The 26,583-nt window shown below is 54.6% G+C and carries 22 protein-coding genes; 8 read left to right on the plus strand and 14 right to left on the minus strand.

The window, feature by feature from the left end:
- Positions 1 to 374: 374 nt before the first annotated feature.
- The 3 genes from tssD (ACYSMN_RS05175) to ACYSMN_RS05185 all read right to left on the minus strand — a co-directional run bounded on the left by tssD (ACYSMN_RS05175) (position 375) and on the right by ACYSMN_RS05185 (position 2,756).
- Positions 375 to 785 carry a type VI secretion system tube protein TssD gene (gene tssD / locus ACYSMN_RS05175; protein WP_488922785.1) on the minus strand — a complete coding sequence of 137 codons (411 nt, stop codon included), beginning with the start codon at positions 783 to 785 and terminating at the stop codon, positions 375 to 377.
- A gap of 92 nt (positions 786 to 877) precedes the next feature.
- Positions 878 to 2,251, minus strand: coding sequence for a DUF5458 family protein (locus ACYSMN_RS05180; RefSeq protein ID WP_488922786.1), 1,374 nt, complete (start codon positions 2,249 to 2,251; stop codon positions 878 to 880).
- A 64-nt stretch (positions 2,252 to 2,315) separates the two neighbouring features.
- Positions 2,316 to 2,756 (minus strand): hypothetical protein, encoded by a 441-nt coding sequence (locus ACYSMN_RS05185; RefSeq protein WP_488922787.1) that lies wholly within the window; start codon positions 2,754 to 2,756, stop codon positions 2,316 to 2,318.
- Between the two features lie 337 nt (positions 2,757 to 3,093).
- Between ACYSMN_RS05185 and ACYSMN_RS05190 the strand changes: the two genes are divergently transcribed.
- The 3 genes from ACYSMN_RS05190 (at position 3,094) to ACYSMN_RS05200 (ending at position 8,157) form a co-directional block, all read left to right on the plus strand.
- A complete protein-coding gene (locus tag ACYSMN_RS05190) occupies positions 3,094 to 5,652 on the plus strand; it encodes an ATP-dependent Clp protease ATP-binding subunit (protein WP_488922788.1) in 2,559 nt (852 codons plus the stop codon).
- A gap of 64 nt (positions 5,653 to 5,716) precedes the next feature.
- Entirely contained in the window at positions 5,717 to 7,144 is a 1,428-nt protein-coding gene (gene tssD / locus ACYSMN_RS05195; RefSeq protein ID WP_488922789.1) for a type VI secretion system tube protein TssD, read from the plus strand.
- 92 nt (positions 7,145 to 7,236) lie between these two features.
- A complete protein-coding gene (locus tag ACYSMN_RS05200) occupies positions 7,237 to 8,157 on the plus strand; it encodes an ankyrin repeat domain-containing protein (RefSeq protein WP_488922790.1) in 921 nt (306 codons plus the stop codon).
- A gap of 104 nt (positions 8,158 to 8,261) precedes the next feature.
- On the opposite strand, the gene ACYSMN_RS05205 is transcribed toward ACYSMN_RS05200, so the two are convergent.
- The 5 genes from ACYSMN_RS05205 to ACYSMN_RS05225 all read right to left on the minus strand — a co-directional run bounded on the left by ACYSMN_RS05205 (position 8,262) and on the right by ACYSMN_RS05225 (position 13,670).
- Entirely contained in the window at positions 8,262 to 10,103 is a 1,842-nt protein-coding gene (locus tag ACYSMN_RS05205; protein WP_488922791.1) for a type VI secretion system baseplate subunit TssF, read from the minus strand.
- Positions 10,104 to 10,134: 31 nt separating this feature from the next.
- On the minus strand, positions 10,135 to 10,560 hold the full coding sequence (locus tag ACYSMN_RS05210; protein WP_488922792.1) for a GPW/gp25 family protein: 426 nt from the start codon (positions 10,558 to 10,560) through the stop codon (positions 10,135 to 10,137).
- Positions 10,561 to 10,604: 44 nt separating this feature from the next.
- Positions 10,605 to 11,516 carry a hypothetical protein gene (locus tag ACYSMN_RS05215; protein ID WP_488922793.1) on the minus strand — a complete coding sequence of 304 codons (912 nt, stop codon included), beginning with the start codon at positions 11,514 to 11,516 and terminating at the stop codon, positions 10,605 to 10,607.
- Positions 11,517 to 11,549: 33 nt separating this feature from the next.
- Positions 11,550 to 12,689: a hypothetical protein gene (locus tag ACYSMN_RS05220; protein WP_488922794.1), complete on the minus strand. Its 1,140-nt coding sequence runs from the start codon at positions 12,687 to 12,689 to the stop codon at positions 11,550 to 11,552.
- Positions 12,690 to 12,830: 141 nt separating this feature from the next.
- Positions 12,831 to 13,670 (minus strand): TssN family type VI secretion system protein, encoded by an 840-nt coding sequence (locus ACYSMN_RS05225; protein WP_488922795.1) that lies wholly within the window; start codon positions 13,668 to 13,670, stop codon positions 12,831 to 12,833.
- A 217-nt stretch (positions 13,671 to 13,887) separates the two neighbouring features.
- Here ACYSMN_RS05225 and ACYSMN_RS05230 point away from each other — a divergent pair, with 217 nt between their 5' ends.
- On the plus strand, positions 13,888 to 14,928 hold the full coding sequence (locus tag ACYSMN_RS05230; RefSeq protein ID WP_488922796.1) for a type VI secretion system baseplate subunit TssG: 1,041 nt from the start codon (positions 13,888 to 13,890) through the stop codon (positions 14,926 to 14,928).
- Between the two features lie 116 nt (positions 14,929 to 15,044).
- Here the strand turns inward: ACYSMN_RS05230 and ACYSMN_RS05235 are convergent, their stop codons facing one another.
- The gene (locus ACYSMN_RS05235; RefSeq protein WP_488922797.1) at positions 15,045 to 15,596 is read right to left on the minus strand and encodes a TetR/AcrR family transcriptional regulator; all 552 of its coding nucleotides are present in this window, start codon (positions 15,594 to 15,596) and stop codon (positions 15,045 to 15,047) included.
- A 645-nt stretch (positions 15,597 to 16,241) separates the two neighbouring features.
- Between ACYSMN_RS05235 and ACYSMN_RS05240 the strand changes: the two genes are divergently transcribed.
- Positions 16,242 to 16,454 carry a hypothetical protein gene (locus ACYSMN_RS05240; protein WP_488922798.1) on the plus strand — a complete coding sequence of 71 codons (213 nt, stop codon included), beginning with the start codon at positions 16,242 to 16,244 and terminating at the stop codon, positions 16,452 to 16,454.
- Positions 16,455 to 16,615: 161 nt separating this feature from the next.
- Here ACYSMN_RS05240 and ACYSMN_RS05245 read toward each other — a convergent pair whose 3' ends face one another.
- Positions 16,616 to 17,941 (minus strand): cytochrome P450, encoded by a 1,326-nt coding sequence (locus ACYSMN_RS05245; RefSeq protein ID WP_488922799.1) that lies wholly within the window; start codon positions 17,939 to 17,941, stop codon positions 16,616 to 16,618.
- A 166-nt stretch (positions 17,942 to 18,107) separates the two neighbouring features.
- Here ACYSMN_RS05245 and ACYSMN_RS05250 point away from each other — a divergent pair, with 166 nt between their 5' ends.
- Together ACYSMN_RS05250 and ACYSMN_RS05255 are read left to right on the plus strand one after the other, a co-directional pair.
- Positions 18,108 to 19,535, plus strand: coding sequence for an MFS transporter (locus tag ACYSMN_RS05250; RefSeq protein WP_488922800.1), 1,428 nt, complete (start codon positions 18,108 to 18,110; stop codon positions 19,533 to 19,535).
- Between the two features lie 259 nt (positions 19,536 to 19,794).
- Complete coding sequence (locus ACYSMN_RS05255; protein WP_488922801.1) at positions 19,795 to 20,313, plus strand: DinB family protein; 519 nt, start codon at positions 19,795 to 19,797, stop codon at positions 20,311 to 20,313.
- Between the two features lie 239 nt (positions 20,314 to 20,552).
- Here ACYSMN_RS05255 and ACYSMN_RS05260 read toward each other — a convergent pair whose 3' ends face one another.
- From ACYSMN_RS05260 to ACYSMN_RS05270, 3 genes are all read right to left on the minus strand, one after another.
- Entirely contained in the window at positions 20,553 to 22,220 is a 1,668-nt protein-coding gene (locus tag ACYSMN_RS05260; RefSeq protein WP_488922802.1) for an amidohydrolase, read from the minus strand.
- A gap of 285 nt (positions 22,221 to 22,505) precedes the next feature.
- On the minus strand, positions 22,506 to 22,937 hold the full coding sequence (locus ACYSMN_RS05265) for a hypothetical protein (protein ID WP_488922803.1): 432 nt from the start codon (positions 22,935 to 22,937) through the stop codon (positions 22,506 to 22,508).
- A gap of 140 nt (positions 22,938 to 23,077) precedes the next feature.
- Positions 23,078 to 23,851, minus strand: coding sequence for an AMP nucleosidase (locus ACYSMN_RS05270; RefSeq protein WP_488922804.1), 774 nt, complete (start codon positions 23,849 to 23,851; stop codon positions 23,078 to 23,080).
- Positions 23,852 to 24,044: 193 nt separating this feature from the next.
- Between ACYSMN_RS05270 and ACYSMN_RS05275 the strand changes: the two genes are divergently transcribed.
- Positions 24,045 to 24,494 (plus strand): type I restriction enzyme HsdR N-terminal domain-containing protein, encoded by a 450-nt coding sequence (locus ACYSMN_RS05275; RefSeq protein ID WP_488922805.1) that lies wholly within the window; start codon positions 24,045 to 24,047, stop codon positions 24,492 to 24,494.
- A gap of 155 nt (positions 24,495 to 24,649) precedes the next feature.
- On the opposite strand, the gene ACYSMN_RS05280 is transcribed toward ACYSMN_RS05275, so the two are convergent.
- The gene (locus ACYSMN_RS05280; protein ID WP_488922806.1) at positions 24,650 to 26,575 is read right to left on the minus strand and encodes an LTA synthase family protein; all 1,926 of its coding nucleotides are present in this window, start codon (positions 26,573 to 26,575) and stop codon (positions 24,650 to 24,652) included.
- Positions 26,576 to 26,583: the final 8 nt, after the last annotated feature.

Below are 26,583 nucleotides of genomic sequence, written 5' to 3' on the forward strand. Positions count from 1 at the left end.
CTCAAGACCCTGCGCGGGCTACCCCGCACGAATTTGTCTGTGCGCAGTGGCAAAACAACCCCGCTATCTTTATCCGTGACCCGACCCACCTCACGCTGGGACTATACATCTAGATCGTCTGGTTCTGAAACGAGACACACTTTGGTTATGATACAGGTGAAATTTATAATAATAACGAGTATATTTATTACTGTAATCGTTGCGCCGAATTTGTTCATGATGATATTCAATGCATGAAAGTTAGATCATTGACAGAAAGCCAACTCAAAATCACCTCTAATTATTTTTATGGATAAACAGACAGTACAAGTCTTATATAAAAAGCCCTGACAACAGTGTTGTCAGGGCTTTTTATATAAGACTTGTACTACCTATTACATAGTACCAGCCCACCGGTTGTCGTGGACGACACCGCTAAAATCAATTTTATTAGCTGATACAGTCAACGTCATAGTTAAAGAGGTGTTGGTATCGACACCACGAGCGTCAAAATTCAGTACACAACCAACAAAATACGCTTCGTAGAAGCTTATCGTTCTCAAAGTGGAATCTTGGTCGTTGCGAAGGAAAGTAATCACACCATCACACCGTTTGAAAGGGTCGACTGATAATCTATCAGGAGTAGTGTCCTCTGTGCAGACAATGGTAAACTTGATAACACCACCCTGTACTTTGGATGATGGACGACCTTTGTCATCGACATTTTGGTCGATGCTGGAAGTACACGAAATTACTTCGAATTTGGGGCTGCCGTCAAATGTGACGTGCGCGGTATGTGCAGACATACTAAAAAAAGGTTAAGAGTGAAAAATGGTTGGAAAAATTACTGTGTTTTAGTTCTCAGTTAATGTAATGTGCCTACCTCGCTACTTCTCAACTACTGCTGCTTGTATTCAGCATTCCAGTCTCGGCCTGGGTTATCTGGGTCGTCTCCTTTGGTACCATCCAGTGAAACCAAAAAGGTCTTAGCAGGAAAGTAAGGCACCATATGAATGTCAAGCAGAATACGGTCCTTCTGGTTAGGGTCTCGCTCAAACTTCTTGAGCGTAAATTTTTCAATAAGTTTGCCTGGCCCTGCAATGCCATCAAGGAAGCGGACAATTTGACTCTGGATATCCATACGCATGTTATGGTCCCAGTTTTCAAATGCTCGGCGGTTTAGGAAGTCAATGAGTACCTTAGTTACGTAGTCAAACACGCGAACTACGGAATAAGTTTGCAAACCTATATTGTCGCCGTTGAATAAAGTTTTGGCCGAGAAAGCCATTACCCGGCCGTATTCATTCACCATAGGTACAAGACCTATTTTCTCCATATTAGAGATTTCGGTTTTGCGAAGTGGAAAACGAACACCGTCAACTTCATTCAAAGTGCCATGTTTGCGACCAGCTGTTACCTGAGAAGCCAGTGTGCTATAGATTCGGCCAGCTAAGGCTGAAGAGGGAGGAACGAATAGATCCTCTTCCTCGCCTACTTCTTCTATCTTTCCCCTGCCCACAAGCCAGTTGCAAGCCATAATTACATTGGACTTGTGAGCGTCAGCTCCCGTTAGGTTAGCCTCTGCAAACAATTCCACAACATCATCTGGAGTGTCGTAATGCTCAAAGTCGGTGACCATCATCACCTTGTTTTTATGAGCAATCTTGGCCCACTTGTCGATTACTTTGTTTGAACCCAGATATCCGGGTACAATGAGCAAAGAGTAGTTATCCCGTAAGTCAAGGCGGTCATAATTCTGCTCTAGCTCGTTTGAAACAGTATCGATAAAAGTTGTATTGTCCAAATCTTGTAGCTGATCTTTATCAGCATTAAGAATGGAAATATTCTTTACCTCATCCTGATCTGTATTGCGATAAAACAACGCAACGGAACGATACGACTGTTCAAGCTCATGCGTCGCATCAATAGCTTTCTTCAGATTTTCCGTGAGCTGTTGCTTAGCAGATTCTACTTGCTGTTCAACCTGCTCAACAGCATTCGACACGGAGTCAGCATTGCTGAGCATTTCATGCCACATAGCAAGGCGCTTTTTGAGCTGCTGACGATCTGCTTTTTTAGTGTCTTCAGTAAGAAAAATTTTCTTACGAGCCTTCTTTTCTGGATTTAGGTTTGATGCGCCGTCAATGGTAGTTTCCAGTAGATCAAAACCGCCAAATCTAATAAGAGCTTGTGCGTTTTGTTCTAGTGAAGGAGCTTTTTCCCGTTCTCGAGTGACAGCTGCTGCGGCAGCGTTTTGTTGTTCAGTAGCCATAGAGAAGCTCTCTAGTAATTTAGGTGAGAGTAGGAGAGGATTGAGTAATGAAAGATAAAGCTAACTATTCTAGTTCACTAATCATAGCCTGAATGGCAGCTAAAAAAGCAGCTTTTGCCTCAGGATTATCAAGTGCCGATTTCAAGACTTTATTAGACTTAAGTTGGCGCAAAAGTTTCTGTAGATCGTCGGTCTGGGTATTTATTTCCTGCAAGAAACGGCTCTGGTTAATGATACCCTTTTTACCAAAGTCCCCTAGGGATTGAAAATGCAATGCTTCAGGAACAACGCTACCATCCGCCTTCTCAAATTCCACTTCCACTTCTGGCTTGAAGTGAGCAAACACTGCCTCGGGAGTACGCAGCCCCTCTATTATTTGAGGGCGTAAAGGTGCATCGGAAGTAAGTTTCTGAATCAGCAGCGTCCGATTGAGAGGAATATCTGAAATGGCCTCTTGAGCATTATCAAGCTTGCGCTCTTGCCCGCCAACTCCGTAGTTGAACATGATATGAGAAATTAGGTAAGATTAAGGCCTTATCCAATAGACTTGCCGCCCTTTGGAGGGCCTTTCGAGTGCCAAGGTACAGGAAATTCCAAAACCAAAGTATTTTTTTTCAACATTATTTATTTATTAATGGTGGAGATTGGATACAATAAAAGGCAAGTGCTGGTAGTCAATGTATTACAATATAGGTGTCTGTGATATTACAAGACTCTATATCATTACAATAAGGCCTATGGTTTGGTGAAGCTAGTTTTAATGTAAGAAAATAAGTTTGTATACGGCGTTTACGCTATTTTGCCACAGTTCTTCAGCTTCTTTCATCCACTTCATTTGCTATATGGCTCACACCGACGAGTTAAAGCGTGTCTTACATATTGCGCAAGCAGTAGCCCATGAGTATAGGCACGAGTATTATGCACCACCGCATCTGTTTATTGCGCTATTACATAATGAGATTGGGCTAGCATCATGGTTGGCAGTGACTTTGGAAAAAGATATTCATTACCTGCGAGAGTGGGCCGAAGTTCGGTTGGAAAGCTTGCCTAAGGCTGCTCGACCACCAGAAATGCCCGCAGCTGACAAAGAAATAGCCCCCATTCTGGAGGTCGCTGACTTAGTAGCATTACAGCTCTCCAAAGACCGGACTGATCCTTTATGCGCATTGGCTGCCCTATTGCGACCAGGTCTGGCGTACACCGTGGAGCAGTTGAAGTCGTTGCCGCTCACGCAGCGTGAGGTGATGGAAGCCATTGAACCGGATGTAATGCAGCCTGTAGCGGTAGGGGCTGATGGTCAAGAATCGACGCCACTAACAGACCGGGCTTCCGGTGGCAAGGCTGGTGCTTTGGCTACGTATTGCGTGAACAAGACCGCTCAGGCCGAAGCGGGGAAACTGGATCCTATTGTGGGGCGTGACCGGGAAACGCGTCAGATGGCTGAAATCTTAGGTCGCCGGACTAAGCCCAATGTGCTGCTGGTGGGGGAGCCTGGGGTAGGTAAGTCAGCGTTGGTAGAAGGCTTTGCTCAGCAGATTGTGTTGAAAAAGGTGCCTGGCCATTTGCAACAGGTTGTTCTGTTCGAGCTGGATTTGGGTACTCTGGTAGCTGGTGCCTCTTATAAAGGAGAGGTAGAAGACCGTATTAAGAGTGTACTGAGTGAAATCAAACAGTACAACCGGGCTATCCTCTTTATCGATGAAATTCATGTGTTGCTAGACCCTAAAGGCTCGGCTGGAGCTGGTATCGCGCAATTACTGAAGCCGGAGCTGGCGCGCGGTGAAATCACGGTTATTGGAGCGACTACTAACGATGAATACCGCCAGTACATTGAAGCTGATGAAGCCTTTAACCGGCGCTTTGATGTGCTACGGGTAGAAGAACCGAGCGTGGTGGTAGCTGAGCGGATGGTGGATAGTGTGTTGCCTTACTATGCAGCTCATCATGGTTTGCAAGTAGGAGAGGGAACCGTCGGTGAAGCCGTACGCTTAGCCAAACGCTACATTAAGGACCGACAACTACCTGATTCTGCCATTGATTTGGTGGACCGTACAATGGCGGCCATTCGAATGCTGGACGAGCACGCTGAGGCAGAGTTGGTACAGTTGCAGCAGGATTTTGAAGCTATAGCAGCCCGTAAGTCGGAGTTGGTGGAGACCGATTATATGAAAGAGCTGCGTTGGTTCCTGTATCAGGTGCAGAATCAAGTGAGCCACTTGTGGTTGAATCAGCTCGACCAAGAGCAGCAGCCAGAGACACTAGAAACCTCAGAGCCGCTGGAAACTTACATTCGGGAACTGCTGGCCGCCGTTGTCAATCTTTCCGCTACGAAAAAGGAAAGCGTAGAGCGGTCCGATATTGCTGCTGTCGTATCGGGCAAAACGGGAATTCCGTTGGGTAAGCTGCAAAGCAACGAGCGGGATAAACTGCTCAATATGGACCAGACGCTACAGCAGCGAGTGGTGGGGCAAAATCATGCCGTGAAGGCGCTTTGCGAAGCTATTTTGGAGTCGCGCTCGGGGCTTACGAAAGCAGGGCAGCCTATTGGTTCCTTTTTCCTGCTTGGTCCTACGGGTACTGGCAAGACAGAGCTAGCGAAGGCGCTGGCTGATTTCTTGTTCAACGACGAGTCCTTTTTGATTCGTTTCGACATGTCGGAGTTCAAGGAGGAGCACTCTGCGGCACTGCTTTATGGCGCACCTCCCGGCTATGTAGGCTACGAAGAAGGAGGTATGCTGGTGAACAAGATTCGCGAGAAGCCTTATTCCGTGGTGCTCTTTGATGAAATCGAAAAAGCACACAGCTCAGTGTTCGATATCTTCCTGCAGATTCTCGATGAAGGCCGGTTACATGATCGACTGGGCCGCGAGGGTGACTTCTCGAATGCCGTTATTTTGTTCACGTCCAATATTGGCAGTGAGCAGATCATCCAGTCCTTCGGTGCCGGGCAAATACCGGCTACCAATATGCTGATGGAATCGATGAGCCGCCATTTCCGACCAGAGTTTTTGGCGCGCCTTACGGAGATAGTACCGTTTGCGCCTATTTCAGAGGAGAACGTGGTGCAGATATTCGATATCCACTTGCGGCCTTTGCAGGAGCAGTTGCGCCGGCAGGGTATTACCCTGGAGTTGTCGGACGCGGCTCGGACGCATCTGGCGCTTTCTGGCTTCACCCCACGCTACGGGGCTCGCCCCATCAAAGGGGTGATTCGACAGCAATTGCGGCGGCCCATTTCGCGAATGATAATTGCGGCCGAAGTAGGCAAAGGTTCGGTCATTTCGCTCGATAAGTCGTCAGAAGCCGAAGAGATAAGCTGGCAGGTGCAAGCAGCTGAAGAGCTTGTTGAGCAACCGGTTGAACAAGCTGTTGCGACCTCAGAAGCCGCTACGACAGCATAAATAAATTGATTGCTTCTTAGGTGGACTCAAGTATAGCTTTCTAATTCACGCTACTCCTGTTGGTATGACGTATATCCACGCTGAACTACACTTGGCTGGGCGCATCTATGTGCTAGCGGCATGCTCCTTTAGTTTCCGACAAAATATCGACCAGCGTGGGCGCCCGAATTCGAAAGTAGTGGGAGAACCGGTGCAGCTTCTACTTGATGGTCACGAGGGCTCGGAACTGACAGAGTGGGCTACGATGCCGGATGGTCTGCGCAGTGGTGAGATTATTTTCTTTCCCGCTGATGGTACACAGCCCAATCGCACGCTGAAATTCACAGATGCTCGTTGCGTACAACAGCACGTTTCTTTGGTCCCTGGGACCAACCAAGCGTCGTATCAGTGCCTATTGGTGATATCGGCGCAGCAACTGGAAATTGGCGGTCAGGTGCTGGAGCAGCGCTGGAACAAGCCTCCCGTAACCCGAACCAAAACCGGCGCCAAAAAACCAGCAGCCACCGCAACTCCAACGGCGGCTTTAGCTGCTACAAACAAAGTTGCGGAGCCATGTGCTTTGCTCCCATCCAAACAGGAGCGGTACACAGCACGCCGAAACTTGATGAAGGCTGCCGAAAATAAATTGGGAATGGTATCGCCTGATGTAGCCGGCGAGCCGGAAGCTACTGCTCAACAGGCTCTTACACGTTTAGAGCGCAACAACGTAGCCGTAGAGCGCGCTCGACTTAGCGGCCACGTCTACAACAGCGACAAAATTTCGCCTGTGCCCGAGCCGGAAGGTTGGCACATGCTGGATGCGGACGAACTAGCCCAAGTGGGTACCAGCCGTGAGATGCTCGCCGACCCGAAGACTGGGTTTAAAGCAGCCATCTACCAGTCCAGTTTCGAGGAGCCCCCGAAGTTAGTTCTGGCCTATGCGGGCACAGAAGATAAACCGGATATTTTGGCTGACTTACGGCAAGGCATAGGCTTGGAAGAAAAACAGTACAACCAAGCCATGAACCTGGCGAAAGCCGTGGTAGCAAAAGTTGGTAAAGACGAAGTGGAAACCACTGGACACTCACTCGGTGGTGGGTTGGCCTCCGCAGGCAGTGTCGTGACGGGCAGCAAAAGCTACTCGTTTAATGCGGCCGGACTGCACGTCAATACTATCAAGCGCGCACCATATAATCTTTCGCGGACGGCTATGGAAGAGGGGAGTGCCCTGATTCAGGCCTACCGTTCGACGTCGGACCCACTGAATAACGTTCAGAACGGCGTAAATTTTCCCGGAGGATTTGTACTGCCAAAGGCGCTAGGAGTTTCCCGACCGGTGACACCGGCCCCGCAGTGGCAGCATCAGTGGCGGGATCTGGCCGCCTGGAACCCCATCAAGCCCGTTATTGATATGGCATTGCATGGCCACGGCATCGCCCCTCAGATGGTCGACCACATTGAGCACGAGAAGGACCAGGACGTGGGTACGCTCACCAACTACCTTGGACGATGAAGCGGTTTTGTGTTGCCGCTAAACTGCTATGCGCCGCTGGTGCTTGGCTCTGGGCTCTTTTCTTGTTATTCGCTTTCACGCAATGCACCTCCATGGAATCTTCCGCTTCCAATCCCATCTACAAACACAAACCTGAAGAGTACTTCCCGGCCGGGCCAGCCTTGGAAATGGCGCAAGCTATTCGGCAAGATGACGCCGCCAAGATTGATGCTCTATTCAAGCAGTACTCAGAGTTAGACCCTAATCTAGTGGGTAAAAGTGGTGTCACATTTTTGTTTTGGGCCTATTCGCACCACCATGTGCGCAGCTTGCAGGCACTAGTACGCCACGGAGCTGATGTAAACCGACCATTGGTGCTGCCTAATAGCGAGGGAGGACAGGACACTACGCACCTTATCAATATTGCCGCTGAGGGACCAAAGGATGAATTGCTAGTAGCACTGCTCGACTTAGGAGCCGACCCAAACAGCCGGGATGAGCGGAAGATGCCTGCGTTGCACAATGCCTTGTACATCAATAATTACAAGCGCATGAAGATTCTGCTCGACCACGGTGCCGATATTAATATCACGGATAGCTCCGGTGCCACGGCGGCTGCCACGTTGGCTCGCCTCAACAATTTCGAGCAGGTGGCTTACCTGCTTGAGCGCGGCGCCGATTGGCACAAAACCGATGGAGAAGTAGCGCTGCACACCCAGGAAAATAGCATAGGTAATGCCGAAGCAACCCAATGGCAAATCAAGGTAAAGCGGCTGCTGATGGAGCGCGGCGCAAAGTTTCCGGTTCCATCGGCGGGAGCAGCACGCTATCGGGAAATTCGGGCGCGCTGGGAGCAGACGCCTGAAGGCAGCGCGTGGCGTCAAAAACTGGATGCCTTGGGAGCCCAACCCGACGTGGTGGGAAAACCTTGGGTGCAACAGGAAGACGCCGCGGTAGCTGAAATGAAAGCGTGGATGAAAACGCATGGTATTCCTACGCCGCCGCTATTACCACCCAAAACGGCTCAGAAGTAGAGGATAGGCCTCAAAACGATGGTGCGCCGCAGCCAGAAATTGTCTCTGGACTGCGGTGCACTATCGTTTTGAGCAATACTACTCCCACTATGAAGTATCCTTGCTTAGGACGTTGCCACTAATACCTCATAGGGTAGATTCATGGCCGATTGATGAGCTAGCAATGTTTGCAGCTCCTGCGCTGTGCGCTGCCATTCGGGAGCTGAAAGGCGACTGGTAGAGGCCGGCGTGAGTTGCACTCGAATGCAACGAACAAAGCCGGCGGTAGGAGTGGTGCCTTTACGGAAGCTTTTTTCAATGTGCACTTGGCTCAACTGGCTGCCGAGCTCAGCCCAGCACGTGGCGCGGATATCTTCTAGCGTTACGATACGGTTGCGGCTGAGCAGGTTTTTGCGCATCTCGTGCACCCGCTCCTCAGGACGAGGCCGCTCTCGGCCACCCGTAGTTGTCGTGATTAGCTGCACCGAGTCAAGATAGTGGCCGTCGTAGACTTGCAGGCGGCTACCAGTAGGGACTCGGTTGCCCGCTTCCCCGTCACTCGACCAATATTCCAGATACACACTATCATTTGCGTCGCGGGGGCGCAGCATCACATAGGGAGCTGGGTCGCTGGTAGCTTCCGTATCGGTTTGGTTGATGCGTTCCTCTAGGCGAGCCAGGTTCTGGTTTAGCTCGCGTAGCGTATTGGAAACGAAATCGGTACCAGTAGCAGTGAAGGCCCGGCTTTCGTCGCGTAGTAATTCCAGTAGCTCCAATAGCGCTTCTTTGCCGGAGCGAGCATCAAAACGCCCCGCCCCGTACCGTAGAGTATAGGTGTCGGTTTCTTGGTCCTGTAGCGTACTGAGCGTGGTCGAACGGAATATAACGTTGCGCAGGCTATACACCTCCCGAATAGCCAAAAACGCCTCCTCCGAATGAAGCGGAAAGATGTTGAGAGCCGGCTGCAAACGAAATATCTGCTTGTTAAGCCGGCGGTTGAGCACGGGAAAGCAGTTGAGGCCGCACGTAATGGTGTTCAGGGCTTCGGGAGGCAGGGCGTGAGAAAAGCGTATCTCCAGCCAAATCAGTGGCTGCGTAAATGTCTGCAACACTTCGGCCGAAAAGCGTTGAGCTAGCGCTGCCGGAAACGTTTCTCGCAGATAGAATTGCAAATCGGCAACGGCCGCCGGCTGGATGCGCACGAAGCCCGGCGCATAGATATTGCGTACGTGCTGCTCTACCCGGTTTAAGAAATCGTATTGCTGGTGTAGTAAGGGCGTTGCATCATTTTGCTCGGCGCTCAACCCTTGCACAACTGGTAAGATTCGGTCGCCGAGACGCCACGCATCACCAGGAAGGTAGGCAGAATAAGCTTCGCGCCGCGGCTCGTTTAGCCAATCGAAGTAAAGCGTCAGGTCAGACAACGAAACAATATCGGCACTCAATTCCAACCCTATCCAAAGACGACGGTGCTCCGTTGGTTCCGGGCGGCTAGCGGTGGCTACTGGCCGCTTTTGTCCAGCGGCTTCTACCCGCCAGATTTGGTCATCGGTGGCGAGGTAGCGTACAGCGCCATCAGCTAAGCGAGTAGGCTGAAGCGGCGAAAAAAAGATGGCCGGCCCAACCGTAGCTCGGCCCACTGCCGCCCGCTGAAAAGCAAACTGCGCGTCGGAGGGCAAGTGCATGATGGGCTCGCGAGGGTGCGCCTGGGCAATGGCGTGCGCGGGGCGAGGGGCATCTACTACGTCGGGGTTAAGTAGACCAGCCAAGCGTTCTACTAATCGGTACTGGGTGTTGTTGATTTCTTGACCGATCTTCTCCAACTCCACCGCGCAGGCTTCCAGCAGCAACTGCACCAAAGGGTCGAACCCCTCTATTTCCCCCTCGCCATAACCCCACATTTCGGCCGCTTTCTGCGTCAGGCGACTTTTGATAGCGGCTTTATTGAAATCGTCAGAAATCTGCATAGGTAGAGATAATCAAATGGGAAGAGCCTACTTACACCACCGATAAGGGCGCGATAAATAAGCTGGCCCGAAAAGCAAAGGGCTCGTTAGTGCGGTGCAAAATGCCACGCACAGTTACTTCCAGCCGCTTTCTAATGCGCTGGTTCACGCCTTTCATTTCGAAATCATCAACGTTGACCTGTACTTTCACTTGTTCTAAACGAGGCTCACGGACAATGATAGTCTGCTCCACGGACCTCTGAACATCGTCTTTCCAGCGCATGTTGGTCATGGCTTCGAAGTCCTGCTGCCACACTACGCAACCAAAATTGGGGTCGAAGCGCGACTCGCCAAAATGGGTGGTAAGCATCAGATACAGATGCTGAGCAATGGATTCCTGTGCTGAGCAACGAGGCAAATGTCGGCGCTCCAGGAGGTCTTCAAAGTTGAGCGGGAGGCGGTAATATTCGTGACTCATAGGTGCGTTCTAGGCGTAGCCAGCGCAGTGAAACACTGGCTACGTTAGTTACCATAGCCAAAGAGTCCCCGTCGGCGGCCAAGCTCTTTATCAATGATGTCAACCATCTTCTCGGCGCTAGACTTCATTTCTGGGGAACTAGGCTGTTGGATGATACCAATAAAGCCCTTGCGTGCTTGTTCCAGCATCTCTTTGCGCTGTGAACTGTTCATGCCAGTAGCACGCTGCCGCAAACAATCCGCATTAGCGAAAGCAACCTTATCCGTAAGCACGGCCACCTCCGTATTGCTGACATCAAGCAGACGCTTTAAGTCGTCGCTACTAGCATTGCTGCGAGGAGTACTATTGTTGCTACGACGCGGACCGCCGCCGCCACCCCCGCCGCCTCCAGAAGCCTGGCGATTGGAGTTAACAGCCTGTAGAATAGCGAGATTACTTTCAGCGCGGTCGAGTCTAGCTTGAATTTTCTCGCAGTCCGATACATCTACGCCTTTGTCCTTAAGTGCTTGACGCAGAAAATCAATGGTATTGCGGTTGCTGCGGAACAGCTCAAAGTCGTTGAGAATATTCTTCGCCACCATCTTGCTCATGCGAATCTGCATACGCGTAGTATCGGCCCGAATGGAGCTAAGCACGCTGGCTATGGAATTCACGTTGTCTTGATTTTTGGTGTTCAGGCGGCCGATAATCATGTAGTTGTTCTCGTCTCGCAAGAGTTGGTCCGTCTGATCGATGCGGCGGAGATGGCTCGTAAGCGTATCGAGGTACACTACCAGCCTTTTCTGCTCATTACGGGTGCGGTCCAGCTCGAGCTTTAGCTTTCTGTTTTCATCGGCTATAGTGTTATCTGAGAACAGATAATAAGAGGCCACCAAGGGTAATGCTAGCGCCAAAATGTAAAAGAGCGTGAATTTCCACAGGCGGGTGGTACGTTCAGCGTGATTAAGAGGCTTCATGCAAGTGGGAGAAATAACGAAGGAAGAGGCGGATTAGAAGGGGCTCCACCGTGTAACAGGCTTATCCTTTTCTGGCGCGGAGTCCGGTGCCACCGGGTTCTCGTTGATGAAGGTCTTCCAGCCTTCCTTATTCTTACCAATGTATTCGAGGTGCGTGAGCTGACGGAATATGTTGGCAATCAATTGCCACATGGCGTATTGTTGCTCCAGCAAGTCGTGCACCCGGTGATGGTCGTAACGAACCGAGATGGAACCGCTCAGCGCATTCAAGAGCGTGACGGGCAATGTCTCCGACCACTGCTCAAAGTACTTCAGAATTTCTTCGCGCTCGGCTTCAGTGAAGCAGTCAATGGTGGTCTTGACTTGCTTGGCCATGCGCAGGAGCGTATCGAGCAGCTGAATAGGGGGCTGCTCGGCGGCGCTTAGGTGCAAGGTGGTCAGGTGCTGAGACAGGGCGAAGACGGTGCGTTCAGCCAGCAGTTGTACTTGGTCACTCAAATAGCTCTTTCGGTCGATGCGCAGCTTCACCTTATGGATGATCTTGAAGGCATCCGTCTCAATTTCCTGCAGAATATGCTCTATCTGATGCAGCCACTTCAACAGAGCTGGGTGGCTGGAGAGGGCGGTGCTTGGCGGAATAAAGTTTGGTACCGTGCGCAGAGTGCCTTCGGTATAAACTAGTTCGCCCACTACTAAGTGAAACGAGCTTACGGTGGTGGTATTCACCTGCTGCGTAGGCACCACGCTTAGGTGGTACTGTGGCATGGTGTACGGGTGGCGCGGGGGTATCTCCTCGGGGGTCGGCTGGCCCATGGGCACCCGCACGTAGGGGTTCACCGTTACTACCACGCTGAAGCGTAGCTGCTCGGTGGGAGCAGGCAGGTTGAACTCCGTAAGAAGTTGGGCTAGGCTGGTGCGCAGAGTAAGTGGCTCGGTGCCGCCCGTTATTTCGATACGAGCCCCTCCTGCCGTAATAGCTCGGCAGTGCGTGAGGCGGGCTTGTACACCTTGCTGCGGATCGACGCTGAGTAATAGTTCGAACGAGGACACTCCGTTCGGGTCTGCGGGTAACAGGCCGTAACGATGCGCGCTCAGGCCGATGGCCGTAGCATCGCGCAGGTGTTCGGTAGTAAACTGTTCAAGCTCGGTGAAGTGCCGACGAGATATTTTCATACCGTCGACCCAGTTCACGGGGTAATGCTTGATTTCGGGTAGCATAATAAAGGAAAGGAGAAAGGAAAGAATATTTTGCCTTGCAAATTAGGCAAGCGCCACCAGATTACGGCCACAATGGTAGCCGCCAGCTTTCAGTACCTACTGAATCACGCGCCGGGACACGATAATGTCGCCTTGCTTAATGAAGTTATCGCGGAAGCTATAGTCGGGATCGATGTAGCGGCGGCGCTTCCACCAACGCTGTTTGGCGTAGAAAATCCACCCGTAAGGCCTGCCCTGGTCGTCTAGGTACTGGATGGCTTGGTCAGGCTTCATCACGTTGTAGTCGGTTAGGAAGATACGGAATAGGTCACCAAAATGCATCTCGTGAGGCGCTTTGGAGGAGAAGTCGTGGTAGAGCGACTCGCCGTGGCGGCGCGACATCCAGAAGTGGATTACCATGAAGTTGCTCAGATCGATGCGGGCCAGATCGGGGCCGGCGGCATTGGCTTGATAGTACCACAGCTTGTACTGCTCGCGCGGAACCTGCTTCCAAGCACGGTAGGCTTCGTTGAAGAAGTAGGGTATCACGGCTGGCAGCGTCGCCATAATGTAAGCAATGGGAGTGGTGCGGCCCTCCAACCGCGGCAGCCACAGCAGTAGCGCTATGCCGCCAGCCCCGGCCATCCAGCTCAAAACCGTCATTACGGTGCCATGAACCCAATCATCAGGATTGAACCACGGCAACCAGGTCTCTTGGGCATACAAGTGAAACCATCCTAAGAGCAGCGAAACAGCCTGCACTAGTATGAAGGTGGTCTTGTAGGGAAACGGGCTGTATACGGCACCGGCGCCTAGCAGCGCAAACAAGAGCATGCTGCAAAGCAGGTAAAGAAAAATACTAATGAACGTTGGGTTCCGCTGTAGACCGGAGCGGGCATTGGAGAATAAATTGCCTACGGCGCTACGCGCTTGTGCCTGCGGGTTGGGAGTCAGCATACAAAGACTAACTTTGATCGAGTAAGTAAAAGAAAAGCAAAGTTGGGATGGCAATCAGAGTCAGCTAGTACCTTCCTAGCTACTCCATATGATGTAGGGTTTGACGAGGTAAACCTACTCAGAACGCGCTGCTTTACCCAATTCTGGAGAATTGAGTTACTGGCGGGGACTTGTGAGTATCCGACATTCGAGTGTAAGTTGACAGAAAAAAGATAGTATGCCAAACCTAACTATAGATAGAGGCCTCACCGAATCAGCGCCACGTACACCTACTACGTCAGCGGCGGTACCCACGATAGAGGGCGTACAGGCCATGCTAGAGGAGCTACGGAAACAGCCTTTCGACCTGCGACTGGAGGTGGTGCTTGCCGATTTGATGGCGCAAGGCTATCAGTTCGATGACTTCATTGTTCGGCCCGTGAGTCTGTTTGCGCGCCGCTACCGCCGCGATATTGGTGCCGTGACGGAGGAGCAAGCCGAGCGGTGGAGGTCGCCTAAAACAGTGGTGGAGGTGCACCGGGAAGGACTCTACGATGCGTTGCCCCAGCAGCTTTTTCACCATCCCAACAACCCCGCGCCGCAAGATGGCGTGCGGGCCATGATCGAAGAAATTCAGGCCCAGCGCCGACGGGAGAAGGCTACGCGCCGCTTCTTTTTGCCCTTCGAGCAGGAGTTTTACCGGATGCGGGTGCTGCTGGAGCAGGAGGAACGCCGCTATATGGCCAACCTGTCGGCGCAGTGGTACAACGAGGTGATGACCCGCTTCTGGGAGCTGGACGGCCAATTGCCGCCTCGCCAGATAACTACTTTGCTTTATCTGCTGCCATTGGCCCACCAGATTGTAGGCGATATGGCGTATACGCAGCACTGTTTTGAGAGCATGCTGGAAGTACCCGTGCGGTTGCGTACCGTGGCGCCGCTCCAGTTCCCGGCCGAATCTGTTCAAGTCAGTGGAAGTGCGGCGGGCTTCGCGCTAGGCCAGGGCGAGCTAGGCCGTGACTTCGTGCTGACAGGGGCTTACTACGAAACGTTGCCCGCTCTCGAAATCAGTCTGGAGTCCTTGACTACGGCGGAGCTGGAAGTGTTTCTGGCTCCTACTACTTGGCAGGCGCGGGTGCTAGCGCTGCTGTGCCGGTATTTCATTGCTTTTGAAACCGATGTGGTGCTGCGCTACGAAATGGCGCCCGAGAGTCAGTCTTTCGTGTTGTCGGATGAGGGAGAAACCGCCGTGCTGGGCTATACTACGTCCGGGCTGTAAGCGAGTCCAAGGTACTAAACGCAGGCTCCGGTCGAGCACGCAGTAACACAGAACAGGCCGCTCACTGTACAGTGAGCGGCCTGTTCTGTGATAGGCAACGTTACGTAAGACGGCTCTTACTGATGCAGTTCGGCCAAGGCCGGATGCGTGTACATGCGCTTGATATAGGCGTTGAGGCGAGTGAGCATTTCATCATCTTGCTCGTGGAGCAGCTGCCGCCAGAGCGCCTGCACAAGCAGCGTGAGGTGGTAGGTAGCCAGGTCGGGCTGCGAGTAGCCTAGGTCAATAAACGCCTTATTGAGCAGGGAGTAAACGGGCAGCATGAACTTCTGGAAGTGCTTTTGCACCACTTCTTTGTCGAAAGCCTTGTCTTGCAGGGTCCAGAAAGCACGCTCTTCGCGCACTAGCTTGTAGGGCAGGTCAATGACTTTCTGCACCAGCGCAGAGGCATTGGCTTCCGTGAGCATGCCCCGGTTGGCTTCCACAATGCGTTTGTAGCCATCCTTTATAATAGCTTCAAAGAGCTTGTCTTTGCTTTGATAGTACTTGAAGATAAGAGGCTCCGAAACGCCGGCCTCTTTTGCAATAAGGGCCGTGGAGGTATGGTCATACCCTCGTTCCGCAAACAGGTGCAAGGCAGTCTGCTCAATTCGCTGGAAGCTTTTCATGGGTGCAGGAGAAGGAGATGAGCGGCGGCCGTAGGAGGGAAGTACCAGCAGGTGCACTGGGTAACAGCACGTTGGTGAGGCAGCCCTCACCTCAAAAATAGGAGGCTTGGCCCAATACCCGACATACTTACCACAACTATCAGTCGGAGACTATCTTTTTAAGCAGTGCCAGGGGAAAAGTAAACGACCAGCAAACCGGTACCATGAGCAAAACGACTCATCCCGCTCAGAGCCGTTTGGCAGACGGGTGTAAGCCACGCACGACGACAAGCAAGCAGAGGAGGACTTGGGCGCCTTTTGCTAAATGAATGAGTTGGCAAAGGGCTTCTACTAGCAGCTCAATAGACGGTTTTTATTCTATAGTAAGTCGCAAAAGTTGCTTTCTGGTAATGTTGGCAATATTACTATTCTGTTGCTTTAGTATCATCCGATGCACAAGACAAGGGAAAAAGAGGATGAAAAAATTGGCTTAACAATTTAGTAACATCTACTAGTGATACCCCGGCTCAGCTATCTATACGATAGATTTTACGCTATTCTTAGTAGCAAGAAGCCGCTGCCGCGAATTGGATTATAGGGGCAGCGCTATGCTGTCATAAAATCAAATGCCTTAAGTTGCGGCCTCACCAAACTCCCTTACGTGTTATGATGAAGCGCACTCCCTCCGCTGTCTTGTTCTCTTTGCTAGTTAGCTCCGGTGTCGTATTGGCACAAGGTACTCCAGCACAAGGCACCACCCCGGCTCCTGCTGCTGCACCAGCTGACACGGCTAAGACTGCTAAAGCAGATAAGAAAGCCGACAAAAAAGCCAAGAAAGAAAAGGTAAAGAAAGACGCCGCTGCACCTGCTACCAACTAAGCAAAGCAACGTCTGTAAAAAAGGGCTTCCACCACTGTGGAAGCCTTTTTTGTTTGGGGTTTTTTAGAAAATTGTCTAGTCAAAGGCTCTGCTATGATGCTTGAAAAAATTAGCGTTAGTGAGCGAAGTTGACTTCCCATACCTGCCGCGCCGCTAGGTGCTTAGTTCTCCAGCATCTCCAACTGCACCGGTAAGCCATCCTGCGGGTGCTGGATGGGGATTTGCATGAACTTGGCTTGGTAGCCGGCCGGTAGGCGCCAGCGGTAGCGTTGCAGCAGTTTATGCATCACCAGCTTCACCTGCATATCGGCAAAGGCGAAGCCCAGGCAATAGTGCTGCCCGGCCCCGAACGGCGCGTAGCCAAACGGACACTTGCGGTGCTCGTTGCGGCCGGCCGCGAACCGCAATGGGTCGAAACGCTCCGGCTCGGTCCAGTGGGCGGGGTTCTGGTGGTGATGATACAGCAGGACGCTGAGGTAGGTATTGGCTGGGATGTTGAAACCCTCATACGTCAGCTCTTGGGTGGTGCGGCGTGGCACCAGAATCAGGGGCGGGTGCAGGCGCAGAGTTTCTTCGAGCGCGTAGCCGAGCAGCTCCAATTGGGCCAGATGAGCTTGCGTAAGAGAGCCGTCCGATACCTGTTGGGCTTCGGTGCGGACTTGCTCTTGCCAGTCGGGGTGGGCGGCTAGTTCGTAGAGCAGGCTAGTGAGGGTACTGGCCGTGGTGTCGTGGGCCGCCATCAGGAAGAAGATCAGGTGGTCCACGATGTCGGCGTCGCTGAGGCGCTGGCCTTCGGCGTCTTCGGCCTGGCAGAGGTGGCTGAGCATGTCGTTGGCCGGGGCGCGGCGGCGCTGCCGGAGTGCCCGCCCGAAGTAGTCTTGCAGCAAGCGGCGGCCCTTCATGCCGCGGCGGTACTGGGTAAAAGGCAAGTTGAAGGGCACTGGAGTGGTAGCAGCGGCCACTAAGTCGGCCATGGCTTGGTTGAGGCGGGCTAAGTCCTGGGAGAAGTCGAGGTCGAAGAACACCTTGCCGGCTAGCTCTAGTGTCAATTGTTTCATGGCCGGAAACACCCGGAGTGTGGGTTGGCGGCCCCACTCGGCCAGCCGCCGTGCTATGATGGGCGCCATCACGTCGAGGTACTGGCGCATGGGTTCTTTCTTGAAGGCGGCCTGCAACATGCCCCGGTGCTGCTTGTGCTCCTCGCCATCGCGCAGCATAAGCCCGCCGTGAAACAGCTCCCCGATAGGAAACCGCCAGCCCTCCTGGCTCGAACAGTACCGGGCCTGCTCCACGAGCACGAACTTGTTGGCTTCGGGGCCGAGCAGATACACGATGGTGCGCCCAAAGAGCCGCACCTTGAACACGTTGCCGTGCTGGCGCTGCTTGGCGTTGAACAGCTCTACGGGCCGAGTCAGAAACCGAACGGTGTCGCCGAGTACGGGCAGGCCCAGCGAGCCGGGAATGTGACGAAGAGCAGAGGAAGCCATAAGTAGTAAGAAAGAAACAGTCTCAAAAATAGGGTCTAACGCGCCGCAAACAAGCTCCCCGAGGCCGGGTCCTAACAAATCCGTAACAAGCCCGGCGGCGCGTTCAGCAACTGCAACTGGTAATTCGCGTTATCTTGCCCGACCTCAACTAACCGCTACTCCTTATATGAGCGACGCCACCCTAGCTGCCCCCGACGCGGCCGCCTATCATATTCCGAAAGACGACAAGCGCATCACCCGCGGCTGGACTTTCTACGACTGGGCCAACTCGGTGTACCCGCTCGTCATCACGTCCAGCATCTTCCCCATCTATTGGGGCGCGATGGTGAAGCAAGTGACGCACACTGACAGCGGCAAAAGCCCCGTCGATTTCCTGGGCTTCCAGGTGCCGGGTTCTTCGCTGCTCACCTACGCCATTTCGGCGGCTTTCCTGCTCATTGCCCTCATCAGCCCCTTCCTTACCTCGCTGGCTGATTTCTCGGGCCGCAAGAAGCTGTTCATGCAGATCTTCTGCTACCTCGGCGCCGCCTCCTGCGCCGCGTTGTTCTTTTTCACCCCCGATACGCTCACGGCCAGTACGTTCGTGTTCATCTCGGCCACTATCGGCTTCTCGGGCTCCATCGTGTTCTATAATTCCTACCTGCCGCTCATCTCCTCGGAAGAGCAGTTCGACTCGCTCTCGGCGCGGGGCTTTTCGATGGGGTACATCGGCTCGGTGCTGCTGCTCGTAACGTGCCTGGGGTTGATTATGGGTCACGACTCCATTGGGCTGGAAGAAGGCTTTGCTACGCGGCTGGCCTTTCTGCTTACCGGCCTCTGGTGGGCTGGCTTCGCCCAGATTCCCTTCTTCATGCTGCCCGCCGACCCTGGCCGTCCCGCCGGTGCCGTGGCCGATTCGGGCTGGCTGCTCAATGGTTTCCGGGAGCTAGGCAAGGTCTGGGCGCAGCTAAAGCATCTGCCCAACCTGAAACGGTTCCTGCTGGCCTACTTCACCTATAACATGGGCGTGCAGACCGTGATGTACGTGGCCACCATCTTCGGCGACGAAGAGCTGAAGCTTGAAAGCTCGGCCCTCATTCTGACCATTCTGCTGCTGCAACTGGTAGGTATTCTGGGCGCGTATCTGTTTGCCAAGCTTTCGGAGCGCATCGGCAACACGCGCGCCCTGAGCTGGTCGGTGGTGATTTGGATGCTGATTTGCGTGGCCGGCTACTTCGTGCAGGCTGGCTGGAGCTTCTACGCCTTGGCCTCCGTCATCGGCCTCACGATGGGCGCCGTACAGAGCCTTTCGCGCAGCACCTACTCCAAAATCATCCCGGAAAACACACCCAACACGGCCGCCTTCTTTAGCTTCTTCGACGTGACCGAAAAGCTGAGCATTGTGATTGGTACCGCCGTATTCGGCATCATCGCGCAGATTACGGGCTCCATGCGCAACAGCATTCTCTCGCTCATCGTGTTCTTCGTGCTGGGCCTGATTTTCCTGTTCCGGCTGCGCGGCCGCAAGCTCCGCGACGAGCCGGCCGAAGAAAGTGCCATCCTGGCCCCGCCGCTGGCTACTCCCAACATCGGCATTCCCTCCACCAAGCGCTAAAAGCTGCTCCCGTCTGCCCGCTTTTTTGGCGGGCTGACGGGTCGCCGCCGGCTGACATCCGCGCCGCCTGTTTATCCCGCTGCTACTGTATCCGTGGGGAGAAGCTTCAAGTTGCCCCGTTTCTGCGGGTAGGCTTTAGTCCGCTTTCGGGTGGGTGCCAGCAACGTCAGCTAGCGGCGACCCGTCAGCCCGCCAAAAAAGCGGGCAGACGGGGGGCGGCACTTCCCCACTACGACACCCCAACCCACCCTTTTTCTCCATGCATACTTCCTCTCTCCAACAAAACATCCTTGCTGAGCTAGACCATGAGCTGGCTACTACCCGCAAGGTGCTGGAGCGCGTGCCCCAGGACAAGTTCGACTACACGCCGCATCCGAAGTCCATGCCGCTCATCAAGCTGGCCACGCACATCGTGAACTTGCTAGGCCTCAAGTCGATGATGGTGCGGGCCGATTACCGCGACTTCACGGACCCCAATGCTCCCAAGCCGCCGCCGACGCCCGCCACGCCCGCCGAGTTGCTCCAGCGCTTCGATTCCTACGCGGCCGATTTGCGCCAAGCGTTGAGCGAGTCCAACGACGAAACCCTAACCAACTCCTTCCAACTGCGCCGCGGCGAGCAGGTGCTCATGGACCGGCCGAAAGGAGCTGCCCTGCGCATCATGGGCCTCAACCACAGCATTCACCACCGCGGCCAACTCACCGTCTACCTCCGCCTCCTCGACATCCCCGTCCCCGGCATCTACGGCCCCAGCGCCGACGAGCAAGGGAGTTTTTGAGGTAATTAAAGATTGAGAATCAGGAATGAAAAGTTGAGAACGTGCCGGTCTGCCCGCTTTTTTCGGCGGGCTGAACGGTCGAAGGGCGCACCATCTGGGAATTCTGAATTGGAGTGAATGAGCAGATGGAACAACGTCAGCGGGCGACGACCGTTCAGCCCGCCGAAAAAAGCGGGCAGACCGGCACGAACAGCAAGGAACAGTTGCCGGGCTAGGCATCCATTCATTCGCTCATCCAATCATTTACTCATTCTCATTGCAGAAAACACTTTCTCGCCGGCAATCCAGGTGCTGAGGACCCGGGCGGCGCGGAGGGTTTCTTTGGGGGCTTCGAGTAAGTCGGTGTTCAGGACTACGAAGTCGGCGGCGAGACCGGACTTGATCTGGCCTTTTTTCTTGTCCTCGAAGGCGGCGTGGGCGGCCCAGGTGGTCATGCCGCGCAGGGCATCGGGGCGGCTGATGGCGTTTTCCATCTGAAAGCCGCCAGCGGGGTAGTTCTTGGCATCCTGGCGGGCTACGGCGGAGTGAAAGCCGAACAGCGGGTTGATGTCTTCCACCGGAAAGTCGGAGCCGAGGGCGAGTTGGCCGTACTGCTGCTGCAAGTCTTTGTAGATGTAGGCCATTTTGAGCCGTTCCGGGCCTAGCCGCTCGCCGGCCCAGTACATATCGGAGGTGGCGTGCGTGGGCTGCACCGAAGGCACGATGCTGTACTGCCCAAACTTCGCCACATCGGCCTTACTCACCACCTGCGCGTGTTCAATGCGCCAACGCCGGTCATTCTTGCCGCGCAGTACTTCCCCGTAGATATCGAGCAGCAGCCGGTTCGAGGAGTCGCCGATGGCGTGGGTATTCATCTGGAACTTACTAACCGCTAGCTCCCGCGCCAGCTTGCGCAAGTCCGCCACCGACGAGAGCAGGAAGCCGGTTTCCTTGGGCCGGTCGGTGTAGGGGTGAAGTAGGCAGGCCCCACGCGAACCCAACGCCCCATCGGCATACACTTTAAACGAGCACACGGTAAGTCGGTCCGTGAAGACGGGGCCTTTGCTGAAGTAGTACGCTTTGTTGGTGGGCGTAGGATTGAGCATAGCGTACAGCCGGAGCTTGAGCTTACCCTGCGTCTGAAGCGCAGCCATTCGGTCAATGTTAGCTTTGTCGAGGCCTGCGTCGGCGAGGCTGGTGAGGCCCACGGCTAAGCAGCGGCGTTGCGCGTCGAGCAGCGCCGTTTCGGCTTCGGCGGGCGTTGGTTCCGGTATTTTCGCCGCTACCAGGTCCATGGCGTTGTCTACCAGCAGCCCGGTAAGCCGGCCCGCTGCGTCTTTGGTAATCACGCCTCCGCTAATGGGCGTCCGTGGCGTGATGCCGGCCAGGTCCAGCGCCTTCTGGTTCACCAGCGCCGCGTGCCCGTCCACCCGAATCAAGAACACGGGCGTGTTCGGGAAAAGCGCGTCGAGAGTGTCTTTGGTAGGGAACTGCTTGGTGGGCCAGTCGTTTTGGTCCCAGCCCCGGCCCGTGAGCCAAGCGGCTTGCGGGTACTGTTGGCGCTGCTGTTGCAGGCGCCGCACTACATCGGCCCAGGACGTTGTGCCTACCAAATCGGCGTCGCGCAAGCCCAGGGCGTAGCGATAGAAGTGGCAGTGCGCATCGTAGAAGCCCGGGTAGATGAATTGGCCGCCCGCATCCACGGTCTGAGTAGGAGTATACTTCGCCCGAATATCAGCCGCCTTGCCTACGGCCAGGAACTTGCCATCTTTCACCACGAAGGCATCGGCCTTGCTGAAAGCCGAATCGACGGTGTAGATGGTGGCGTTGTACACCAGTAAATCGGCGGGTTGGCGGGAAGGACTTTGGCAGCTACCGAACAAGAAGGGTAGAAGCAGGGCGAGCAGGTGGAGGCGGAATAGAGTCATGGGGACGAAAGTACGCACCACGGTTTCGCCTTCCACGCCATTTTAACTGACCAAACCCACCGCAGCGCGGAAATCCGTTCCGCGACGAGCCGCAGGCGAGTTCCTACGCGGCCGGGCCGTAGCGCGAAGCTCCCGCTTCGCGCATCGTTGAACGATAATCGGTAGGGCGGCGCGGCTGTCAGCAACGATGCGCGAAGCCAGAGCTTCGCGCTACTATACCATCTGGCGCGGTACTAGCTATTCGCTTCGCTTGTGCGCGGAACAGATTGCCGCGCTACGAACAATCTAACTCGTTACGGACTCTTGCTGATGGCAGTGCTGTAGCCAGTCCAGCGCCGCAGCTTCTTCCGTGAAACGCTGCAGTTGGTAAGGCCGCTCGTCGAAGTAGGTGAGAGCAGGAATTTTGGTGTCGGCCAGCACGCCCGCTAAGTGGTGCGGCGACATCAGATAAGCCAGGTGCGTGGTGCGGCCGAGCCGGGGCTGTAGCTTCGGGAAGTATTCCTCTAGCATCCAGAATACATCCGATGAGTCGACGCTAGCTCGGCGGCGGATGTCAACCAGCCAGAAGCGGCAGCCGTGTTCGGTGGCCGCTTCGAGTAGTTTTTCGTAGCCTTGGTGCAGTTCAAAGGGCATCACACCACGCAGCCAACGGCCGAGGAGCACGGGTTGGTCGGGGCGGTAAGAGATGTCGAGGTAAGGAGTAGAAAATGAACTCATCCAAACAGCTTATCGGGTACGGAAAACAGTAGCCACAAAAACTCCCCAGCATCCGGGCGGGCACTGGGGAGTTTAGCGTACCGGATTCTAGCGCAAGCTACTCGTTGAGAGCGAGTTTTGCTACTAGCCGCAAGGTTAAGTTACTCGAAGCGCATGTGCTTCACCGACTCGCCGGAGTTCTTCAGTTCGAGCAGCGAATCAATCCCAATTTGCAGGTGCGTGGTTACGAAATCAGCCGTTACCTTTTTGTCGCTCTCCGACGTTTTCACGCCTTCCGGCGTCATGGGGTTGTCGCTCACGAGCAGCAGCGCGCCGTGCGGAATCTCATTCACGAAGCCTACCGTGAAAATGGTCGCCGTTTCCATATCCACGGCCATCGCCCGGATCTGGCGTAGGTATTCCTTGAAGTTTTCGTCGTGCTCCCACACGCGCCGGTTGGTGGTGTACACCGTGCCCGTCCAGTAGTCTTTCTCGTGCTTCTTGATCATCGACGACACGGCCCGCTGCAAACGGAAGGAGGGCAGGGCCGGAATCTCGGCCGGCAGGTAGTCGTCGGAAGTACCCTCGCCCCGAATGGCGGCGATGGGCAGGATCAGGTCGCCGAGCTTGGTTTTGTTTTTCAGGCCGCCGCACTTGCCTAAAAACAGCGCCGCCTTGGGCTGGATGGCCGACAGCAGGTCCATGACGGTAGCGGCCATCGGGGAGCCCATGCCGAAGTTGATGATGGTGATGCCGTTGGCCGTAGCCGTTTGCATGGGCTTGTCGAGGCCCCGCACTTCGGCGCCGAACTGCTCGGCAAACATGTGCACGTAGTTGATGAAGTTGGTAAGCAGAATGTACTGCCCAAACTCTTTCAGCGGCACGCCCGTGTAGCGCGGCAGCCAGTTTTCGACGATGTCAGCTTTGGTTTTCATGGGTAGGAAATTGTCGAATTGTTTAATGGCTGCATGGTTAAATGGTTGGTTTGAACAGCTCGCCAGAACGACCAGCCATTTAATTATGCAGCCATGTAGCCATTAAAAAAAACCGTCGGCCCCAGTTGAAAAGGGTTCGACGGTACGGAGTGAAAAGCGGGAGTACACTGCCCTGGCCGTACCTTTGGAGGTGATGCAAGCCTTGAACCTGCCGCCTTTCGGCCACAAACTTACGCAAAGCGGCGAAACTATATTCATCTGGGACATACTGCGGCGCAAGCCCGTAGTACTGACGCCCGAGGAGTGGGTGCGCCAACACGTGGTGCATTACCTCATCGACCACCGCGGTTACCCCAAAGGCCTGTTGAGCCTGGAGCGTGGTCACCACTACAACCAGCGCCAGAAGCGCACCGACCTCGTCGCCCTCGACGCCCAGGGCCAGCCACTGCTGCTGGTGGAGTGCAAACGGCCTACCGTACCCATCACCGCCGCCACTGCCCAGCAGGCCGCTACGTACAACCTAACAATAGGAGCGCCGCTGCTGCTACTCACTAATGGCCTCACGCATTTCTGCTGGCGCGTAAACCTAGCCGAGCGGACCAATGAGCGGCTGAGCGAGGTACCGATGTATGGGAGCCTGTAGAGTGGCCTCACCCTTTAGGCCTCCCTCGTGGGCCTCACCCCCTAGCCCCCTCTCCCATGGAGAGGGGGAACTAGCTCTAGTTTGTAAAACAGAAACTCAGCGGGCTATTGCCCGCTGAGTTTCTGTCTAGACTAAGATTTAGATAAAGCTAGAAGCTAGTTCCTCCTCTCTACGGGAGAGGGGGCTAGGGGGTGAGGTCCTTTGTAAAAGGAGTTATCGGCCAGACCATTGGTGAAGAACTGCACGCTGGCTTTTAGTTCGTTGCCGTATTGTTGGAGCTTTTGCGGGTCGGGGTTAGGGAGGGGCTCGGCGGGCATGTCGTGAGTGCGGTAGGGGTAGAGGCGGATTTGGTTGTCGGTGGTGAGCTCCGTGACGAAATCGGGGTGGACGAGCCAGTAGGAGCCGCCGCTCAAGAACAGCGCGCGGCCGGTGCTGGCCGTGTCGAAAGCGGAGTAGCCGAAGGGCAGCAACTGTTTGGGGGTGGCGCCAAAGCCTAGGTAATCCAGGACGGTAGCGGGTACGTCGGCTTGCTGGGTGATGCGGTGCACGTTGGCGGGCGGCAACTGGCGGCCGGGGTGGAACAGCAGCAGCGGCGTTTTGTAGGAGCCTAGCGTGTTTTGGTAGTCGGGACGTAGGGTTTGGGAGGTATGGTCGGCAAGCAGGATGAACAGCGTATTCTTGTACCAAGGTTGCTGGGCGGCGGTGCGGAAAAACTGGCGCAGAGCATAGTCCGTGTAACCGATGGAGGCGTGGATGGGCAAGTCGCCGGGTGCGAAACGACCTTGGTACTGCGGCGGTACCGGGAACGGCTCGTGTGAGGTGAGGGTGAAGACCGTCGAGAAAAACGGCTGCGGTTGCTGCGTCAGCTGCTTGGCGAAGTACTGCAAGTAGGGCTCATCGAAAATGCCCCAGTGCCCATCGAAATCTAGGCTGCCGCTGCCGCCGGGGTACTGGCTCAGCCCAAAATACTGCTGAATGCCCACCATGCCGGCAAACGTATTGAAACCCATCGTACCGTTCTGCGCCCCATGAAATACCGACGTGCGGTAGCCGTGGCGCCCCAGGATTTCACTCAGGCCGTGCAGCTCGTTGGTTTGGAAGTTGGAGGTGATGAAAGAGCTTTCCATTAGCGCCGGCAAGCCTGCCAACACCGCCGGCAGTGCCTCAATAGAGCGACGCCCATTGGCATAATGCTCCCGAAAAAACAGCCCCTGAGTGGCTAAAGAGTCGAAAAACGGCGTGTAGCCTTTGCCGCCATTTTCAATGCCGTTGTACTCTGAAGCAAAGCTTTCCACCAGCAGTATCACCACATTATCGGGGCGGGGCGGGGTAGGATCTGGCGGAGGATAGCGCGCCGCCAGTGCTGGCCAAAGCGCGGCTTCGGACGGAAAGTAATTACGACGGTCGGCGGGTTGATAGCCCAGGCTTTTCAGAAAGGTGAACGTGCTGTTGAGGGCCACGTGCCCAAGTATTGGGGGCGTCTGGACGAAGGCCGCGCCAGTACGCAAAGGCTTCAACTGAAACCCGCCCCGAATACCCAATACCGTAAGGCCCGCCACCAGCACCAACTCAGTTCCAAATACCACCCAACGCCGACGCGCTGGCACCTGCTGTACCGCTGCCACGTTTTTCGGTGGCATAGGGTAGAAGTACCAAGTCAGGGCAAAGAGCAGCAGGAAAGGTGGCAGCAGAAACCAGTAGTGCCATGCCAACTGCCCGGCCTGCCGCTCAATGTCGCCGGTGATGGTGAACAGCTCGTCGGAAGTCCTCCGCCCGATAAACTTGAAATACTGCGTGTCGATGATGTTGAGCGCGTAGCCCGTAGCGTTGAGCGTGAGGTATACGCCCCGCACCAGCCCCTGCCAGCGTCGACCATAACGTGGCACCAACGACAGCAGCAAGAAAGGAATGTTGAGCAGCAGCAGCCCCGCCACATCGAACCGGAAGCCGTGCCAGAAGGCTAGCAGCACCTGACCAGTAGATGCTTCTTGAAACACGGCTTGATTGGCCCAGTAAAAGCCCAGGCGCAGCAACACGTACACCCCGAGCAGCAAGGCAAACCGGCGCAGCAAAAGCTGCAAAGCAAGAG

It is taken from the genome of Hymenobacter sp. M1-2, from assembly GCF_057808495.1.

Excerpts from the sequence above, each read along its gene's own strand:
- tssD (WP_488922789.1), top strand. The coding sequence starts at position 5,717 with ATGACGTATATCCACGCTGAACTACACTTGGCTGGGCGCATCTATGTG.
- ACYSMN_RS05270 (WP_488922804.1), bottom strand. The coding sequence starts at position 23,851 with ATGAAAACCAAAGCTGACATCGTCGAAAACTGGCTGCCGCGCTACACG.
- ACYSMN_RS05205 (WP_488922791.1), bottom strand. The coding sequence starts at position 10,103 with ATGCAGATTTCTGACGATTTCAATAAAGCCGCTATCAAAAGTCGCCTG.
- ACYSMN_RS05245 (WP_488922799.1), bottom strand. The coding sequence starts at position 17,941 with ATGGCTTCCTCTGCTCTTCGTCACATTCCCGGCTCGCTGGGCCTGCCC.
- ACYSMN_RS05230 (WP_488922796.1), top strand. The coding sequence starts at position 13,888 with ATGCCAAACCTAACTATAGATAGAGGCCTCACCGAATCAGCGCCACGT.
- ACYSMN_RS05210 (WP_488922792.1), bottom strand. The coding sequence starts at position 10,560 with ATGAGTCACGAATATTACCGCCTCCCGCTCAACTTTGAAGACCTCCTG.
- ACYSMN_RS05225 (WP_488922795.1), bottom strand. The coding sequence starts at position 13,670 with ATGCTGACTCCCAACCCGCAGGCACAAGCGCGTAGCGCCGTAGGCAAT.
- ACYSMN_RS05265 (WP_488922803.1), bottom strand. The coding sequence starts at position 22,937 with ATGAGTTCATTTTCTACTCCTTACCTCGACATCTCTTACCGCCCCGAC.
- tssD (WP_488922785.1), bottom strand. The coding sequence starts at position 785 with ATGTCTGCACATACCGCGCACGTCACATTTGACGGCAGCCCCAAATTC.
- ACYSMN_RS05180 (WP_488922786.1), bottom strand. The coding sequence starts at position 2,251 with ATGGCTACTGAACAACAAAACGCTGCCGCAGCAGCTGTCACTCGAGAA.
- ACYSMN_RS05250 (WP_488922800.1), top strand. The coding sequence starts at position 18,108 with ATGAGCGACGCCACCCTAGCTGCCCCCGACGCGGCCGCCTATCATATT.
- ACYSMN_RS05200 (WP_488922790.1), top strand. The coding sequence starts at position 7,237 with ATGGAATCTTCCGCTTCCAATCCCATCTACAAACACAAACCTGAAGAG.
- ACYSMN_RS05185 (WP_488922787.1), bottom strand. The coding sequence starts at position 2,756 with ATGTTCAACTACGGAGTTGGCGGGCAAGAGCGCAAGCTTGATAATGCT.
- ACYSMN_RS05220 (WP_488922794.1), bottom strand. The coding sequence starts at position 12,689 with ATGAAAATATCTCGTCGGCACTTCACCGAGCTTGAACAGTTTACTACC.
- ACYSMN_RS05275 (WP_488922805.1), top strand. The coding sequence starts at position 24,045 with ATGCAAGCCTTGAACCTGCCGCCTTTCGGCCACAAACTTACGCAAAGC.
- ACYSMN_RS05255 (WP_488922801.1), top strand. The coding sequence starts at position 19,795 with ATGCATACTTCCTCTCTCCAACAAAACATCCTTGCTGAGCTAGACCAT.
- ACYSMN_RS05190 (WP_488922788.1), top strand. The coding sequence starts at position 3,094 with ATGGCTCACACCGACGAGTTAAAGCGTGTCTTACATATTGCGCAAGCA.
- ACYSMN_RS05240 (WP_488922798.1), top strand. The coding sequence starts at position 16,242 with ATGATGAAGCGCACTCCCTCCGCTGTCTTGTTCTCTTTGCTAGTTAGC.
- ACYSMN_RS05260 (WP_488922802.1), bottom strand. The coding sequence starts at position 22,220 with ATGACTCTATTCCGCCTCCACCTGCTCGCCCTGCTTCTACCCTTCTTG.
- ACYSMN_RS05215 (WP_488922793.1), bottom strand. The coding sequence starts at position 11,516 with ATGAAGCCTCTTAATCACGCTGAACGTACCACCCGCCTGTGGAAATTC.
- ACYSMN_RS05235 (WP_488922797.1), bottom strand. The coding sequence starts at position 15,596 with ATGAAAAGCTTCCAGCGAATTGAGCAGACTGCCTTGCACCTGTTTGCG.